At 34.5% G+C, this 16,134-nt stretch carries 17 protein-coding genes; 13 read left to right on the top strand and 4 right to left on the bottom strand.

Annotation, left to right across the window (positions count from 1 at the left end; genetic code table 11):
• Positions 1 to 26 precede the first annotated feature (26 nt).
• Positions 27 to 641: an OmpW family outer membrane protein gene (locus ACXVWP_RS02625; RefSeq protein WP_049356401.1), complete on the bottom strand. Its 615-nt coding sequence runs from the start codon at positions 639 to 641 to the stop codon at positions 27 to 29.
• Between the two features lie 217 nt (positions 642 to 858).
• Here ACXVWP_RS02625 and ACXVWP_RS02620 point away from each other — a divergent pair, with 217 nt between their 5' ends.
• From ACXVWP_RS02620 to ACXVWP_RS02575, 10 genes are all read left to right on the top strand, one after another.
• Positions 859 to 1,614 (top strand): beta-methylgalactoside transporter, encoded by a 756-nt coding sequence (locus tag ACXVWP_RS02620; protein ID WP_289901374.1) that lies wholly within the window; start codon positions 859 to 861, stop codon positions 1,612 to 1,614.
• Between the two features lies 1 nt (position 1,615).
• Positions 1,616 to 2,170: a septation protein A gene (locus tag ACXVWP_RS02615; RefSeq protein WP_289901375.1), complete on the top strand. Its 555-nt coding sequence runs from the start codon at positions 1,616 to 1,618 to the stop codon at positions 2,168 to 2,170.
• Complete coding sequence (yciA, locus tag ACXVWP_RS02610; protein ID WP_049372961.1) at positions 2,170 to 2,634, top strand: acyl-CoA thioester hydrolase YciA; 465 nt, start codon at positions 2,170 to 2,172, stop codon at positions 2,632 to 2,634. Before ACXVWP_RS02615 ends, yciA begins: the two co-directional genes overlap by 1 nt.
• A gap of 11 nt (positions 2,635 to 2,645) precedes the next feature.
• Positions 2,646 to 2,942 carry a YciI family protein gene (locus ACXVWP_RS02605; protein WP_128787676.1) on the top strand — a complete coding sequence of 99 codons (297 nt, stop codon included), beginning with the start codon at positions 2,646 to 2,648 and terminating at the stop codon, positions 2,940 to 2,942.
• Between the two features lie 66 nt (positions 2,943 to 3,008).
• Positions 3,009 to 5,201, top strand: a complete 2,193-nt coding sequence (locus ACXVWP_RS02600) for a transglycosylase SLT domain-containing protein (protein ID WP_297569587.1) — start codon at positions 3,009 to 3,011, stop codon at positions 5,199 to 5,201.
• A gap of 32 nt (positions 5,202 to 5,233) precedes the next feature.
• Positions 5,234 to 5,542 carry a trp operon repressor gene (gene trpR / locus ACXVWP_RS02595; protein ID WP_289901377.1) on the top strand — a complete coding sequence of 103 codons (309 nt, stop codon included), beginning with the start codon at positions 5,234 to 5,236 and terminating at the stop codon, positions 5,540 to 5,542.
• A complete protein-coding gene (mtgA, locus tag ACXVWP_RS02590) occupies positions 5,520 to 6,266 on the top strand; it encodes a monofunctional biosynthetic peptidoglycan transglycosylase (protein WP_289901378.1) in 747 nt (248 codons plus the stop codon). Before trpR ends, mtgA begins: the two co-directional genes overlap by 23 nt.
• A gap of 586 nt (positions 6,267 to 6,852) precedes the next feature.
• A complete protein-coding gene (locus ACXVWP_RS02585; protein WP_010129411.1) occupies positions 6,853 to 7,065 on the top strand; it encodes a helix-turn-helix transcriptional regulator in 213 nt (70 codons plus the stop codon).
• The gene (locus ACXVWP_RS02580; protein ID WP_010129410.1) at positions 7,058 to 7,336 is read left to right on the top strand and encodes a hypothetical protein; all 279 of its coding nucleotides are present in this window, start codon (positions 7,058 to 7,060) and stop codon (positions 7,334 to 7,336) included. Before ACXVWP_RS02585 ends, ACXVWP_RS02580 begins: the two co-directional genes overlap by 8 nt.
• A gap of 40 nt (positions 7,337 to 7,376) precedes the next feature.
• The gene (locus ACXVWP_RS02575) at positions 7,377 to 9,095 is read left to right on the top strand and encodes a hypothetical protein (RefSeq protein WP_005644504.1); all 1,719 of its coding nucleotides are present in this window, start codon (positions 7,377 to 7,379) and stop codon (positions 9,093 to 9,095) included.
• 45 nt (positions 9,096 to 9,140) lie between these two features.
• On the opposite strand, the gene ACXVWP_RS02570 is transcribed toward ACXVWP_RS02575, so the two are convergent.
• Positions 9,141 to 9,725: a hypothetical protein gene (locus ACXVWP_RS02570; RefSeq protein WP_369866683.1), complete on the bottom strand. Its 585-nt coding sequence runs from the start codon at positions 9,723 to 9,725 to the stop codon at positions 9,141 to 9,143.
• Positions 9,726 to 9,954: 229 nt separating this feature from the next.
• Here ACXVWP_RS02570 and merR point away from each other — a divergent pair, with 229 nt between their 5' ends.
• The 3 genes from merR (at position 9,955) to ACXVWP_RS02555 (ending at position 13,165) form a co-directional block, all read left to right on the top strand.
• Entirely contained in the window at positions 9,955 to 10,347 is a 393-nt protein-coding gene (merR, locus tag ACXVWP_RS02565; protein ID WP_005644354.1) for an Hg(II)-responsive transcriptional regulator, read from the top strand.
• A 28-nt stretch (positions 10,348 to 10,375) separates the two neighbouring features.
• On the top strand, positions 10,376 to 12,016 hold the full coding sequence (gene merA / locus ACXVWP_RS02560; RefSeq protein WP_001031935.1) for a mercury(II) reductase: 1,641 nt from the start codon (positions 10,376 to 10,378) through the stop codon (positions 12,014 to 12,016).
• 225 nt (positions 12,017 to 12,241) lie between these two features.
• The gene (locus ACXVWP_RS02555) at positions 12,242 to 13,165 is read left to right on the top strand and encodes an ISL3 family transposase (RefSeq protein WP_289901380.1); all 924 of its coding nucleotides are present in this window, start codon (positions 12,242 to 12,244) and stop codon (positions 13,163 to 13,165) included.
• Between the two features lie 378 nt (positions 13,166 to 13,543).
• On the opposite strand, the gene ACXVWP_RS02550 is transcribed toward ACXVWP_RS02555, so the two are convergent.
• Positions 13,544 to 14,707: a tyrosine-type recombinase/integrase gene (locus ACXVWP_RS02550; RefSeq protein ID WP_297570165.1), complete on the bottom strand. Its 1,164-nt coding sequence runs from the start codon at positions 14,705 to 14,707 to the stop codon at positions 13,544 to 13,546.
• A gap of 498 nt (positions 14,708 to 15,205) precedes the next feature.
• The gene (locus tag ACXVWP_RS02545; RefSeq protein ID WP_297570162.1) at positions 15,206 to 16,129 is read right to left on the bottom strand and encodes an inorganic pyrophosphatase; all 924 of its coding nucleotides are present in this window, start codon (positions 16,127 to 16,129) and stop codon (positions 15,206 to 15,208) included.
• Positions 16,130 to 16,134: the final 5 nt, after the last annotated feature.

Below are 16,134 nucleotides of genomic sequence, written 5' to 3'. Positions count from 1 at the left end.
TACCGCTTTTTCAGAGCAAGGTTCTATTAGAAACGATAACCTAAACCGACGAAATATACTGTAGGGTCAAGTTTCACCTTCACCGTATGATTTTCACCAGCTAAATTAAAACGCGCTTTGGTTTTAATTTGCGCATACCACATTGCCGCATTGAAATAAAGGTTATCTGTCAGTTTAACATCTATACCCACATTCGCAATCGGGCCAACTGAATCTTTTAATCTAAGATTAGATACACCAGCTAACTTAGCTTTTTCACTGAAAAACGTGGTGTAGTTAAGACCTCCACCTATATAAGGACGTACACTAGCATCTTTATCCAAGAAATAGTATTGAGCATATAAACTTGGCGGTAAATGTTTAGTTTTACCCACTAAAGCAGACCCTAACTTAATCTCATGACTAAAAGGTGTCGCCGCAAGTAATTCTACCCCGATGTTATCAGTGAACATATAAGTACCCGTTAACCCCAATTGAGTATTATTGTTCACTTTAAATTTGAAGACATCGCTATTTGTGCTCGTGTGAGTATCCACAAGAACACCACCCGCTCTTACAATAACATCACCTTGTTGATGTGCATTTGCAAAGCCTGCTAATAATGCTGCGCTTAATCCCAATGCTAATGCCGTTTTTTTCATATTTTGACTCCTTAGTCATTATCTTTTAAGTCCGCATTCGGACAATACTATCTCTTGTTATAATAATACTTATTTTGGGGTATTAAACCGTGATCTCTGTCAAATTTTTTGAAATTAATTAAAAAATTTTTTTTAATCTAGAGCAATTCTTCGTATTTTTAGTTTTTTGATGTCAAAGCTTGTATAATTACCTCACTTTTTTTACCGAGAAAATAAGATGCAAATTAACTTTACTCAGATTTTTCAAGATAGCCTCAATTTTATGCGTAATCAGCGAAAAACCGTGCTGATTTTCGTTGGGATTTTTGTTGTCTCACAATTGATTAATGCATTAGTCAGTGTACCAATGCCGAGTTTGGGTGATAATCCTAATCCATCACAACAAGACATTATTGATGCATTAAGCAAAGTGGAGCCAACTGCTCTGATTGGATCTTTTGTATTCCAACAATTATTGATGTCTTTTATTGCGACCTTCGGTATTGCAACCATTCATCATATTAGCCAGCAAAACCAAAATCCGATTAATCAAGGTCTCATGCTGACATTACGTCGTTTTTTAGGTGTGGTGGTTTTAGATATTTTTATGAGCTTGCCGCTTTTATTTGGTATCGTTGATGTTATGAGTTCATTTTTAAGCAAAAATGCACTCTCCCCTCTAGCCTTTTTTTCAATGGTATTTGGCTTGTTTTTCTTTGTTCGTTTATGCTTATCGCCCGTGCATTATATTGCTTCCAATCAATCTATCGGGCAAAGTGCTTTACAAGTGTGGCGTGCGGGTGTTAAACGTAATGGCATATTGATTATTTATGCTTTGATCACTTATTTACTTCTACCTTTATTAGTGAATAGCGTTGGTGCAATCCTAGGTACATCATTTCTAAGTGTGATTTTTGGCATTTTGGTAGCATTATTTCAACTATTTATTTTAGTATTTACTTACCGTTTTTACAGTTTATTTATGAAGGCATAATATGAAGCAACTTCTTGAATTTATTCCTCTTGTTCTCTTTTTCATCACCTACAAAATGTTTGGGGTGCGTGAGGCGGCGATTGTCTTAGTGATCGCGACCATCATTCAGATGGTTGTACTAAAACTGAAATATGGCATGATTGAGAAACAACAAAAAATCATGGCAATTGCTGTCGTCTTTTTTGGTTTGCTCACTGCCTATTTCAATGAAATCAAATACCTACAATGGAAAGTCACGATTATTAATGCCTTATTTGCCATTGTTTTATTGGTTGCACAATTCCAATTCAATACGCCACTGGTGAAAAAGTTATTAGGCAAGGAAATCCAATTACCGAATAATGTGTGGAACAAATTAAATGTAGGCTGGGCAGGATTTTTTATTCTGTGTATGCTGGTAAATATTTATATCAGCCAAAATATGTCTGAAGATGCTTGGGTTGATTTCAAATCTTTTGGTTTACTTGGTATGACCTTTGTTGCAACAATTGTCAGCGGTGCTTATATTTACCGTTACTTACCTAAAGATGATCAAAAAAATGATGAGGAAAAATAATGGTTTCAAATCTTATCGATAAAGACGGTCGTCAATCTAAAGGCGTATTATTACTACGCACCTTGGCTATGCCTTCAGATACCAACGCCAACGGCGATATTTTCGGTGGCTGGATTATGTCACAAATGGATATGGGCGGAGCAATTCTAGCAAAAGAAATTGCTCATGGTCGCGTTGTCACCGTTGCCGTAGAAAGTATGAATTTCATTAAGCCTATCGCCGTCGGTGACGTGGTGTGTTGTTACGGCCAATGTCTCAGTGTGGGTCGTTCTTCTATTAAAATCAAGGTAGAAGTATGGGTGAAAAAAGTTGCCAGTGAACCAATTGGGGAACGTTACTGCGTGACAGATGCTGTATTTACCTTTGTCGCCGTAGGAAAAGACGGCAAATCCCGCTCTATTCCACGTGAAGGTAATCTTGAACTAGAACGAGCATTAGCCTCTATCGAAGAATTAAATTGTTAAAAGGATAAATGATGTATTACGTAATTTTTGCCCAAGATATTCCTGGTACTTTAGAAAAACGCCTTACTGTACGTGAGCAACATCTTGCTCGTTTAAAACAATTACAAGCAGAAGGTCGCTTATTAACAGCAGGTCCTAATCCTGCCATTGACGATGAAAATCCAGGCGAAGCTGGCTTTATCGGCTCGACTGTGATTGCTCAATTCGAAAGTCTGTCTGCAGCAAAAGACTGGGCTGCACAAGATCCTTATGTTGAAGCTGGCGTTTACGGTGATGTGATTGTGAAGCCTTTCAAAAAAGTTTTCTAAATAAAACGAACGCTACACTCAAAGACGGATCTAAATATCCGTCTTTCTCTTTATATGGAATCTCCTATGCGAGCACTTAAACACACGACAATTTCGTTATTGATTTTAACCGCACTTTCAGGCTCAGCTTTGGCTAATCAGCATGCCCATAAAAGCAAAAATGAAACAGCGCCACAAATTAACCTTGCAGAAGAACAAGCCAAATGGGCACAGCAACAGCACGCTCATGAATTAAAGCTGATTGAACAACGCGCGACTTTTCTGCAATTAGAGTCGCTCCTAAAAAGTGCGGTCAAAAATAATCATGTTTCTAATAATGCCAAATTATTTCTTGGGCTTATTGATTCTTTAAAAGGTTATCCATTGCAAACTGATGCTATAGCGGCTTATTTAGATGCACGTGTAAAAACCGTTAATCGCGATACACCTCGTGAAGAAGTGAATGCATTGCGAACAGACATTGAACAATTTATTCAGCAACATTCCTCTCATTTCCTACGTGGAAAATTAGAACAACGTATTTTTACGTTATTCACCAATGCTGAAGATACTCAATCTCTCGCCAAACTCAAGCCAAATAATTTAGAAACACAAATTGCCGTGCTTACAGCTAAATATCAAATAGAGGCAGCCAATACCAGTCAGACGACAGAAAACCAATCAAACGACAAGAATAAATCGGCTATTTTGTCTGAATATGAACAACTTTGGCTCAATAATGCAGAGCTTCCTAATGATGCTCAACTCTGGGCGGCTTGGTATTCACAAGGTGGACGCGCTGAAGAGAAGATCTATCAAAAAGCGGAAATGCTCTTCAGTAAAAATGATGCGAAAGGATTAGAAATACTCGCTAAAGAGTTAGAAAAAATTGAGAATGCTAAAGAAGATGAGCAAGTAGCCGCTCATTTAGCGCTCTATCAGGATCTCTTAAAAAATCCAGCCAATTTGAAAATACTTGCCGAGAAATTACCATTAATTAATGATAATACGAATAAAATCACCAATAAATTTGCTGTAGTGCTCGGTTTTGCTCGTTATTTGCGAACCATTCCGGAAAATATGAATGAGCCAACTTTCACTCCTTACGAGCAATGGGCTAAGACTTGGCAATTAAATGAAAGTGAATTACGTGGTTGGAAAATCGCCTTTATTAGCCGTTTCTTTGATAACGAAAGCCCTAACTTTGTGCAATGGCGCGATCAAGAAATCCTAAAACTCAATGCAGATAACCTCATTGAACGTCGTTTGCGTACGGCTATTTGGCAACAAACGGATTTATTAGGTTGGTTGAATGCCCTTTCAGATGAAGCGAAGCAAAAACAAGAATGGCGTTATTGGATGGCTAAAATAGCTGCTCAAGCATCCGATAAAGATGCGAAACAACGATTAGAAGCTTTATCGAAAGAACGTGGGTTTTATCCAATGTTAGCAGCGGTCAAATTAGGCCATTCCTACAAACTGGAAATGCCTAAAATTTCTCAAGAGTCCAATATCCAAGAGGAGTATTCAGCTGAATTAGCTGAGATTGCAGAACTGCGTCAATTAGATCGATTAGGCGCAGCCAAACAACGTTGGCGTTCTCTATTAGAAAAATTACCGCAAGAGAAACAACTTGCGTTAAGCCAATATGCAAATGAACAAAATTGGTTTGAATTGGGCGTAGATGGCTCAATTATTGCAAAAGCTTGGGATTATATCGACTTACGCTTACCAAATGCTTACAGTCAATATTTTGATATTGCCCTCAGTAATGGGAATCTCAGCGCAACGGAACCTCAAGCGATTGTGGATAATCGTGTAACCAAAACTTTTGCCATGGCCATTGCTCGCCAAGAAAGTGCTTGGAATCCAATGGCACAATCTTCTGCAAATGCTCGAGGATTAATGCAGCTATTACCGAGTACTGCACAAAAAACAGCAGAAAATCAGCAACTTCCTTATAACGGTGAGTTAGATTTATTTAAACCGCTTAATAATATTTTACTCGGCACGGCTCACTTAAATGAGTTAAATGCTAAATACCCTAATAACCGAATTTTGATCGCCTCCGCCTATAATGCGGGAGCAAGCCGTGTAGAAAAATGGCTTGCAAGAGCCAATGGCAAATTGGCTATGGATGAATTTATTGCCTCTATTCCATTCTTTGAAACGCGAGGTTATGTTCAAAACGTATTAACTTACGATTTTTACTATCAAAACCTACAAGACAAAGAAAAATTACAAACCTTTAGCAAAGAGGAATACGATCGGCTATACTAGTCGCACTAGTTTAATAGTATAGGGTTGTTGATATGTATATTAGTCGCAATTTAGAACAATGGAATGCTTTCCTCGCGACCTTGCAAACTGCATTTAAGCAAGGCAAAGCACAAGATTTCTTAACGCTTCTGCTCACGCCTGATGAACGTGATGCGGTGGGGTTACGTTTACAAATCGTAGCACAGTTATTGGATAAAAATCTCTCACAACGAGAGATTCAACAAAATCTCAATACCAGTGCAGCAACCATTACGCGTGGTTCTAATATGCTCAAAACAATGGATCCGGATTTTATAAACTGGGTGAAAAGCCAACTCGATGAGCAAGCTGCAAAAAACTAAGCGAATTCTGACCGCACTTTTACATCTTTTTCGCCCCTCTTGGTGGAAAAAAAATTGGCAACGGGTTGCGTGGCGTTTTTCTCTCGCAATCCTGGCATTTTTCATTTGCTTCCGCTTTATCCCTGTTCCCTTCTCTGCCTATATGGCACAGCAAAAAATCGGGCACTTATTACAGTTAGATTTCAGCTATTCAATCAAATACGATTGGGTGAGCCTTGATGAAATCTCACCGAATATGCAACTTGCGGTAATTGCCGCTGAAGATCAAAAATTTCCCAACCACTGGGGCTTTGATTTTGAAGCAATTCAAAAGGCCTTTAAATTTAATGAAAAATCTCGCCGAATCCGAGGCGCTTCAACGATTTCTCAACAAACAGCAAAAAACCTCGTTCTCTGGCATGGACAAAGTTGGTTTCGCAAAGGATTAGAAGTTCCCATAACGGCATTAATGGAAATCTTTTGGTCCAAAGAACGCATTTTAGAAGTGTATTTGAACATCGCAGAATTTGGTCATGGCATCTTTGGTGTAGAAGCAGCTAGTCGCTATTACTTCAAAAAATCAGCGAAAAACTTAACTCAATCAGAAGCGGCATTACTCGCTGCAGTTTTACCGAATCCGATTATCTATAAAGTGAATAAGCCTAGTGCATTAGTTCGTAAAAAACAAAGTTGGATTATGGGACAAATGAATGGATTAGGCTTAAATTATCTGAAAGAAATGTAGATTTTCCATAAAGAAAAAAACCTTGAAACTCACTTTAAGTTTCAAGGTTCTAAATTTGGTGGGATAATCTCACTTGAACTAGCAATATAAGACTTTGATTTATAATAACTTTATTTGTTGGGTTTGTGTTCAGTGTTACTATTGGTGTTACTAAAAAATGAAGTGATAGATTATCTATAATAATTAAAGCACTGGTATGCTACCTTGTGAGTTAATGGTAGCACAACAATAGGAAAATATCTAAAAAAGTAAAATAGTATTATTCGACTATTTTTTAGACAGAAATTTTTAAAAATTTTCTTAATGAAAACATTAGTTATATATGAGAATGAATAAGATAAGTTTCCTATGTTGGAAAGCAGAAAATTTGTTCAAAAAATGCTTGCAAGCAATCTGGAGGAAGTATAGGATGGTCTCAAGTTGATTTTAGTTAGACCATACAACAGTAAGGATTTCTTATTAATATATGAAATAGAGGCTATACGCCTTATCAAAAGTGATATTACAGATCATTTTTTTAAACGCAATAATATAAGGGTATTACTAACTAAAGAGTAATACCCTTTTTATATATAGGGGTTTTACCATGGATAGAATAATCAGGGTAAAAGAATTTTTAACGATATTAGGAATATCTAAAAGTACATTCTACACTTGGCAGGATAAAAGTTCTGCTTATTATAAGCCTAATTTTCCCAAAAAAGTTAGCCTAGGAGCTAACTCCGTAGGCTACTTTGAATCTGATGTAAATCGGTACTTAAACAACATTAAAAACCTAAATGAGGTGATCTATGCTTAAAACAGTAGATGATAAGATTTTTTCAATTATTAATAGGAAATTGCCATTAGAGAAACGTTTTAAGAAGTTAACTAGCAATGCTAGAAATGTCTTATATACATTAATCATAAAAAGTAAAAATGAAAATAAAGAAATAACGTTAACTACTTTCAACTCGGAATCTGTTTTTAACTTAAAAAGAGATTTATTCATTAAAGCTATAAATGAATTGATAAAAGTAGATTATTTAAAAAGAACTGAAATAGATAATATCTATATGCTAAAAATTTAAATCCAAGCCACTATTTAGTGGCTTTTTTATGGAGATTATTATGAAGAAAGAAAATGTAAGTTTTCCAGATAAATGGAAGGGATGGAGATTAAAAAATAATGAGATTGATTACAATGTAGATGATAATAACTATCTACTTTCTAGGCGTAACTATTTACTAGATAAAGTAGATGATAGCAGTTACAAACTTAAGAATAGCATAGATAGCTATTCAAATAGGCAAGTCTTAGCTTGGGGTTGCGGCTCAGGGAAAACCACAAATTTAAAGGTTCTTTGTGCTAATACTGATAAGTCTACTTTGATTATTGTAAAAACAAATGAAGAAATTAAAAGGCTTGTATTTGATGTTAAAGCATTAAATCCTAAACAGTCCATTTGTGGAATTTATAAAGGAAGCGATACATTAAAAGAATTAGAATGTAATATTTATGCTTTGTCAAAATATAGAATAGTAGTAACTAATAACTGGAGGGCTTTATATGAATCAAGCAATATATTTATTAACTATGATGATCCCATAAAGAAAGAGATAACAAAGAGAGAATTAGTTATCTTTGATGAATTCCAGACCCCTTATACGGATATAGTAGTAAAACATGAGAAATTATTAGTAGAACTTTATAAAAGAGAGTTGATATACGGAAAAGAGATAAGGCTAAATAAGGAGACAATTAAGAATATAATAAATTTTGACAAAAATATATTTAATGAATTATTTAATGATTTACCTGATATAAAAAATGAAAAACTATATCATGAAAGAGTTAGCTGGCTATTCAATAAACTTATAGTATCTTTAGGAGATCTATCTAATACAGATATATCATCAGATATTATCATACACCAAGATATTAATGACTTTATAGATGAAGATACAAAATTAATTATTTTAGATGCCACAGCAGAATTTTTATTTGAAGGTAGTAATAATTGGAATATAGAAAGATATAATCAAAGTAAAGTAGTTATAAATAATAATATTTATTATGATACATTGTTATCAACACGAAGGACAAGAAAAAGTAATGAGAAACATAAAAAAGATATTGTTGAAGACATAAGAAAACTTGAGAAATATATTTCTATGAATAATGGAAATAAACATCTTGTTATTACATGGAATAATACATTTCATATAGAGAATCTACCTAACTTCATTAAAGAAAATATTAGTAAAGATTTGCGAGATAAATATGAGGTTATTCATTATAATTCAGGAAAGTGTAGAGCTACAAATGAGTATATAAAATATGATTCAATAATATTTTTTGGTGAGTGGTTTAATAATTCATTTCATGCAGAGAGACTTTCTGAAGTATTAAATACTAAAATAGAATCTAAAGATCTAGTAAAATCAGAAATAGTTCAAGCAATTTTTAGAACTCAAGCAAGAATAGGAAAGTCAGTATCTATCGCATTTTTTTACAATTATAATGAGAAATTATTGGATGGATACGATTCATTTGAAGAAAGTATTAATAGTATATTGAATATAGAAGATAATGATTTTAAAAGAATGGTTAAAATGAGAAGAATATTAAATATAATGGAAAATGAATTGAATAAGAATACACTAAAAAAAGTAAAAAACTTCATTCGTAAAATGAATATTTTAGATTTAAAAAATGAAATTATGGAAATTAAAACCAGCCTTAAAGAATTAAATGATATTGTTGATCATAAATTTAAATCTAGGAGAGATGTTATACCACTTCAAAATGCTCTCATGGAATACCTTAATATAAATTTAACTTTATAAAATAAAAGCCTAATAGGGAGTTAATCTATTAGGCTTTATTTTTTATTAAATAGTTACATAAAAATCTTTTCCATTATCACTACTTTCAATTTTATAACGTATAGGTGCTTTTATGCCACTGTTATATTGATTTCTATAAACTTCTATTGCTTGTTCATGTTCTCTAACCATTTTATCTAACTGTTCTTTAGTTTCAGATAAATATTTATCCCTTTCTTGTTGATAATAAATTTTTACTCTATTAATATCTTGAGGGTAAGATTCTTCTAAAATCCTAAGATTATCTTCAATATTCTTAACCTTATCATCCCTTTCTTGATTGAATCTATTTTTATGATGATTGTAATTATTAGAAAGTTCCTTTTTGTTACGTTCTAAAGACTCAGACACTTCTTTATCACTTGCTCCTGCTCTTTTATAGTTTTTAGCATCTAATTCGATTTGGCTAGACATTCTTTTATAATGATTTTCATTTTCTAGTAATTTTTGTTCTGAATCAGAAATAGCTTTATTTTTATCTGAAGAAAGACTGTTCTTTTTACTAGAATATTTATTTTCTAATTCAGATAACTGTTCTTTTTCTCTTTTATCCATTTTTAATGAAAATTCATTAAATGCATTTTTTAGCATTATTTCTTTTTTTGGGTCTTCGGAATATATAATGGAATTACTTTCTTAATAGTTTAAAAACAACTGGTGTTTAAATTGGATTTTCTGGTGGGATGTTAGGATAATCAATAGTATTATATAAAAGTATCAATCACATACGAGTGATACTTTGGAAAAAAAATAAAATAGTCCAATTTACTTGACCGTGTACTATGGTACATGGTTTATAATATTCAGGGGGTGAAATAAGATGATTTATCGCATTAGTGAGTTTGCAGATAAATGTGGAGTTAATAAAGAAACGATCAGATATTACGAGCGAAAAAATTTATTACAAGAACCTCACCGAACGGAAGCTGGTTATCGGATATATTCATATGATGACGTTAAGCGTGTTGGGTTTATTAAACGAATACAGGAACTTGGTTTCTCTTTAAGCGAGATTTATAAATTACTTGCTGTTGTAGATAAAGATGAAGTTCGTTGTCAAGATATGTTCGAATTTGTTTCTAAAAAACAAAAGGAAGTGCAAAAACAAATAGAGGATTTAAAACGAATTGAAACTATGTTAGACGACTTAAAACAACGATGTCCAGCTGAAAAGCAATTACATTCGTGTCCAATAATAGAAACATTAACATGAGAGATTAATTAACGAAAGGAGCTTTTTTATGAATAAATTTAAGGTAAACATTTCAGGAATGACCTGTACGGGTTGTGAAAAACACGTAGAATCAGCACTTGAAAAGATAGGTGCTAAAAATATTGAGTCTAGTTATCGTCGTGGTGAAGCAGTATTTGAACTGCCCGATGATATTGAGGTTGAAAGTGCAATAAAGGCGATTGATGAAGCAAATTACCAAGCCGGAGAAATTGAAGAAGTATCATCACTAGAAAACGTGGCGTTAATTAATGAAGACAATTATGACCTTCTTATTATTGGTTCTGGTGCTGCTGCCTTTTCTTCGGCAATTAAAGCTATAGAATACGGTGCAAAAGTTGGAATGATTGAGCGTGGAACGGTTGGGGGAACCTGTGTGAATATTGGCTGTGTTCCGTCAAAAACTCTTCTTAGGGCAGGGGAAATCAATCATTTATCAAAAGACAATCCGTTTATAGGTTTACAAACATCCGCTGGAGAAGTGGATTTAGCTAGTTTAATCACGCAAAAGGATAAATTGGTGAGCGAACTTCGGAATCAAAAATATATGGATTTAATTGATGAATATAATTTTGATTTAATTAAAGGTGAAGCAAAATTCGTTGATGCTAGTACGGTTGAGGTCAATGGGGCAAAGTTATCTGCAAAACGCTTTTTAATTGCAACAGGTGCATCGCCTTCGTTGCCCCAAATTTCAGGACTTGAAAAAATGGACTATTTAACTAGTACAACACTTCTTGAGTTAAAGAAAATACCAAAACGATTAACTGTAATTGGTTCAGGATACATTGGAATGGAGCTTGGACAACTATTTCATCATTTAGGTTCAGAAATAACGCTTATGCAAAGAAGTGAGCGACTTTTAAAGGAGTATGATCCTGAGATTTCAGAGTCAGTTGAAAAAGCGTTAATTGAACAGGGTATAAACCTTGTCAAAGGGGCAACTTTTGAGCGTGTTGAACAAAGTGGAGAGATAAAAAGGGTTTACGTAACAGTAAATGGCAGTAGAGAAGTCATTGAATCAGATCAGTTACTTGTTGCCACTGGAAGAAAACCAAATACGGATTCTTTAAATTTAAGTGCAGCAGGTGTTGAAACTGGAAAAAATAATGAAATCCTGATCAATGATTTTGGTCAAACAAGTAATGAAAAGATTTATGCAGCAGGAGATGTGACTTTAGGACCACAATTTGTATATGTAGCAGCCTATGAAGGTGGAATTATTACTGATAATGCTATTGGTGGATTAAACAAAAAAATAGATTTATCGGTAGTTCCTGCTGTTACGTTTACGAATCCGACGGTTGCAACGGTTGGTTTAACAGAAGAACAAGCAAAAGAGAAAGGGTATGATGTGAAGACATCTGTATTACCTTTAGATGCTGTTCCAAGAGCAATTGTAAACCGTGAAACAACCGGTGTATTTAAACTAGTAGCAGATGCAGAAACACTAAAAGTATTAGGGGTTCATATTGTATCTGAAAATGCAGGAGATGTCATCTATGCAGCATCATTAGCTGTTAAATTTGGCTTAACGATAGAAGATTTAACAGAAACCCTAGCACCATATTTAACAATGGCTGAAGGGCTAAAATTAGTTGCACTTACGTTCGATAAAGATATTTCGAAATTATCTTGTTGTGCAGGCTAAGGGAACTTTTTTACAACTCCCTATTCAAGTGAACCAGCTAATGCTTTAAGGGATTTTCTAAGTGCATTTGTGGTCACAAAAATAATTTAACACTGATGATTTCGACATCAAATCTATAATTGATACCTTAACACCGCAGAGTAATAAAGGATGAATAATATGTCAGACTTATTATCCCTACCAGACATTAAAACAATAGAACCGCCACAATAAAATGAAACCGATATGATGTTTAAAGTTGAAGCAGTCGGACCACCTGAACGTTGTCCTGAATGTGGTTTTGACAAGTTGTACAAACACAGTTCAAGAAATCAACTAATTATGGATTTGCCCATTCGTTTAAAGCGAGTGGGCTTACAATTGAACCGTAGACGATACAAGTGTCGTGAATGCGGATCTACCTTCTGGGAACGCCTAATATCTGTAGATGAAAAGCGTAGTATGACCAAAAGGCTTTTAAAGTCCATTCAAGAGCAATCCATGTCTAAGACCTTTGTAGAAGTCGCAGAAAGCGTTGGTGTTGACGAGAAAACCATTAGGAACGTTTTTAAGGACTATGTGGCACTCAAAGAACGTGAATACCAGTTTGAAACTCCTAAGTGGCTTGGGATAGACGAGATAAATATTATCCGTAGACCTCGGCTTGTATTGACTAATATTGAACGCAGGACTATTTATGACATCAAGCCTAACCGTAACAAGGAAACAGTCATCCAACGTCTTTCAGAAATCAGTGACAGGACTTACATTGAGTACGTCACAATGGATATGTGGAAGCCCTACAAAGACGCAGTGAACACTATCCTTCCACACGCTAAAGTTGTCGTAGATAAGTTTCATGTAGTTAGAATGGCTAATCAAGCCTTAGATAACGTCAGAAAGTCTTTGAAAGCCCATATGAGCCAAAAAGAAAGACGTACCCTTATGCGTGAAAGGTTTATCCTTCTAAAGCGTAAACACGATCTAAATGAACGTGAATCATTCCTCTTAGATACTTGGTTAGGTAATCTTCCTGCTTTAAAAGAAGCCTATGAACTCAAAGAAGAGTTTTACTGGATATGGGATACTCCTGATCCAGATGAAGGTCATCTTCGTTATAGTCAATGGAGACACCGTTGTATGTCCAGCAACTCTATATGCAAAAATTGAACGTGGAGAAACTAAGCTCAATCTTCATAAATTGGAGCAAATTGCCAATATCTTTAATATTGATGTTTTAGAACTAATCAAAAATGATGATAAGAATGTATTGTTCTTTATGAATGATCATAATACTAACTACTACGGTTCAAATGAGAATTTGACATCAGAAATCGATCGATTAAAACTAACTATTTCGCATAAAGATGAGCTATTGAAACAAAGAGATCTAGTGATTGAACAAAAAGATAGCGAGATTTCAGCATTGAAAGAGATTATTTCTTTGCTTAAATCGAAATAGACACTATCTATAATATACTTATTTTATCTAAATTATTTAACTATCAGAAAACGCTGTATAACCTATCTAAATCACTGCTAGCAGCATTATTTAGGGATATCCCTTCTTTTCTCCAAATAATTAGCATGATTATAAGCTAGGCTAACTTGGCTTCCTGTTTTATGTGCTAGACAAGCTTCAGCATGCTCATGTTGAACGCCTTGTTCTGCTAAAAAAGTTCTAGCCAATCCCCTTAATCCGTGTGCAGTCTGTTTATCTTTGTAACCCATCCTTTTTAGTGCCATATTAACAGTAGATGAACTCATTGCTTTCTTTAAATCACTTCTATGAGTAAACAAATATTTATTATGACCCGTCATTGGTCTTAGCTGTTCTATCAAAGCCATTACTTGGGATGATAATGGTACTGTATGTAGAAACCTCACTTTCATTCTTTCAGCAGGAATATTCCATTCTTTTTTATCAAAATCAAATTCGCTCCATGAAGCGTTACTTGCTTCACTAGGTCGAACCATTGTTAATAATTGAAATAAGATTAATAATTGAGTTTTCTTTTCAATCTTAGCACTATGTATTGATTTTATAAGGGTAGGAATTTCTTCAATACTTACTCTAGGGTTATTTCTTTGACGAACAGACTTGAATGTAGAGCTAATTTTTAGGCAAGTATTACTTTCAATTAACCCACTATTAACCGCAAAATTTAAGATTTCATTTAGATGACCGCATAGTCTATGAACCATATCTGGAGATCCATTTTCCTCCACTTTCTTTAACATTTGGACTACTAAAGAAGGCTTAATTTCTTTAATAGAATATCGACCTATCAAAGGAAAAAGATGAAGCTCTAAGTTTCGCCAATATTTATTGATCGTTTTCTCTTCAACTTCTGAACTTTTTTTCTCTTTCCAAAGTTCTGCAACTTTCTCAAAGGAACTTTGAGTATCCATAAGCTGCTTTCTTTCTAGTTCTTCTCTATGTTTTTTAGGATCAATTTGTTGAGCTAATAATTTACGACAGTCATCTCTTAACATTCTAGCTTCAGCTAAGCTAACTATCGGATATGTACCTAGCCCTAAATTAGTCCTTGTACCAAGAATAGGTCGTATATAATTAAATAGCCATAATTTAGAGCCGTTAGGCTTAATTCTTAATAAAAGCCCATAACCATCACATAAGCTATACTCTTTTTCTTTTGGCTTAGCTTTTTTTATCTCCGTATCTGTTAAGGGAGTTGTTCTTCTTGCCATTAGATACCTCCAAAATGAAGTAACACTAAAAACTTTATAAATTTATTTTATAAATCATAAAGTTATAATTAATTTAGTAACACTATATGATCCTATCATAGCATGGTGTTACTATTAGTGTTACTAGAATTTGTGGATTTGGTTGGTTTCTATCGGACTTGTTAGAACAACAAAAAAGCCTTGATATGCTATATATCAAGGCTTTATCGGACTATATCATACTATATAAAATTAGAATTTGGTGGTATAATCACAACCAAAACAAAACTTTAAGCGATTGATTTAAAACAAAATAAAAAACCAACAGAGCTTGCACGGGTACTTAATTGGGTACTATTTTACAAAGTCAAAAATTTATTAGCTTAATAATTAACCTGTTCCCGCTAAATTCCACATAATTCAACATAATCCCGCATATTTTCTTCAAGGACCCCTGTAATAGCGGGATTATGCTGAAAAATAAACAACTTAACAACTAAGAGCTTAGTGTGCCGCTTTTTATTCAGTAATGCAACCCTTGATTAAATAACCCGCTGATTTTCCAACTAGGTGCGGTTTGTGAATATCGGTGCAGCGCACAACTTCAACTTTACCGCCTTTTTCTTGATAAGTATCAACAAATAATCCCCCCTTTCTACGTACTGTGTAACCGTAAGACGGGTCAAAGATATTGCCCGCTTTTTCTTTACTCTTCGGTGAGACGTAAGCCAAAATAATACAATCTACCCAAATCGGCTTTAAATTGCCCTCTACTTCTTGCATAGCTGAACCAATTTTAACCGTTTCAACGTCGATTAGCTCGGCAAACACTGCGGGAGTAAGAATACCCGTGCGGGTGTACTTAATACGCTCTAAAAGTGTTTCATTTTGCTTTAATACCGCCCAAACGTCAGCGGAAATAACACAAACATTCGGTTTGCGCCCAATCGTTGAATAAACCGCATTTACGCCGTCGTCAATCAACTGTAACGGATTGCTTTTAGCGTTCGTTAATTTAGACGCACCAGAAAGGTGGATTTTGTTGTGTTGGCTGTAATTGCTTTCATCTTGTGCGATTTTAGCCGTTTCAACTTCACGCCCTAACGCGATAATATCTTGCACCACGCCTAACGCGTATTTTTTCAGTGGATAGCTTGCATCATTATCTTCGCGGTAGTCGATTGGGTATTCAATATCATGCTCTTCAAGTTCTACATTAATTGCCGTTACGTCTTCTGGTGTTAATCGGTTACTTTCGCCCAAAACTTGGCGTACGGTTGATTGTTGTCGGAATGCTAAACGCCCAAACTGTGGGATTTTGCCCGCCTCTTTCTCAATTTCTACCACCGGGAAAAGGCTTTCACATACTAATTCTGCATTATAATAACCTTGAGCAAGTTCGGTTAAAATCGGGTCTTGGATTCGTTGTGCTGATAAGCTCATTTATG

The sequence above is a fragment of the Haemophilus sp. SZY H56 genome (assembly GCF_054332415.1).
Note: the sequence above shows the minus strand (reverse complement) of the source record. Positions and strands in the feature narration are given on the sequence as shown.

Excerpts from the sequence above, each read along its gene's own strand:
- ACXVWP_RS02625 (WP_049356401.1), bottom strand. The coding sequence starts at position 641 with ATGAAAAAAACGGCATTAGCATTGGGATTAAGCGCAGCATTATTAGCA.
- ACXVWP_RS02620 (WP_289901374.1), top strand. The coding sequence starts at position 859 with ATGCAAATTAACTTTACTCAGATTTTTCAAGATAGCCTCAATTTTATG.
- ACXVWP_RS02615 (WP_289901375.1), top strand. The coding sequence starts at position 1,616 with ATGAAGCAACTTCTTGAATTTATTCCTCTTGTTCTCTTTTTCATCACC.
- yciA (WP_049372961.1), top strand. The coding sequence starts at position 2,170 with ATGGTTTCAAATCTTATCGATAAAGACGGTCGTCAATCTAAAGGCGTA.
- ACXVWP_RS02605 (WP_128787676.1), top strand. The coding sequence starts at position 2,646 with ATGTATTACGTAATTTTTGCCCAAGATATTCCTGGTACTTTAGAAAAA.
- ACXVWP_RS02600 (WP_297569587.1), top strand. The coding sequence starts at position 3,009 with ATGCGAGCACTTAAACACACGACAATTTCGTTATTGATTTTAACCGCA.
- trpR (WP_289901377.1), top strand. The coding sequence starts at position 5,234 with ATGTATATTAGTCGCAATTTAGAACAATGGAATGCTTTCCTCGCGACC.
- mtgA (WP_289901378.1), top strand. The coding sequence starts at position 5,520 with ATGAGCAAGCTGCAAAAAACTAAGCGAATTCTGACCGCACTTTTACAT.
- ACXVWP_RS02585 (WP_010129411.1), top strand. The coding sequence starts at position 6,853 with ATGGATAGAATAATCAGGGTAAAAGAATTTTTAACGATATTAGGAATA.
- ACXVWP_RS02580 (WP_010129410.1), top strand. The coding sequence starts at position 7,058 with ATGCTTAAAACAGTAGATGATAAGATTTTTTCAATTATTAATAGGAAA.
- ACXVWP_RS02575 (WP_005644504.1), top strand. The coding sequence starts at position 7,377 with ATGAAGAAAGAAAATGTAAGTTTTCCAGATAAATGGAAGGGATGGAGA.
- ACXVWP_RS02570 (WP_369866683.1), bottom strand. The coding sequence starts at position 9,725 with ATGCTAAAAAATGCATTTAATGAATTTTCATTAAAAATGGATAAAAGA.
- merR (WP_005644354.1), top strand. The coding sequence starts at position 9,955 with ATGATTTATCGCATTAGTGAGTTTGCAGATAAATGTGGAGTTAATAAA.
- merA (WP_001031935.1), top strand. The coding sequence starts at position 10,376 with ATGAATAAATTTAAGGTAAACATTTCAGGAATGACCTGTACGGGTTGT.
- ACXVWP_RS02555 (WP_289901380.1), top strand. The coding sequence starts at position 12,242 with ATGATGTTTAAAGTTGAAGCAGTCGGACCACCTGAACGTTGTCCTGAA.
- ACXVWP_RS02550 (WP_297570165.1), bottom strand. The coding sequence starts at position 14,707 with ATGGCAAGAAGAACAACTCCCTTAACAGATACGGAGATAAAAAAAGCT.
- ACXVWP_RS02545 (WP_297570162.1), bottom strand. The coding sequence starts at position 16,129 with ATGAGCTTATCAGCACAACGAATCCAAGACCCGATTTTAACCGAACTT.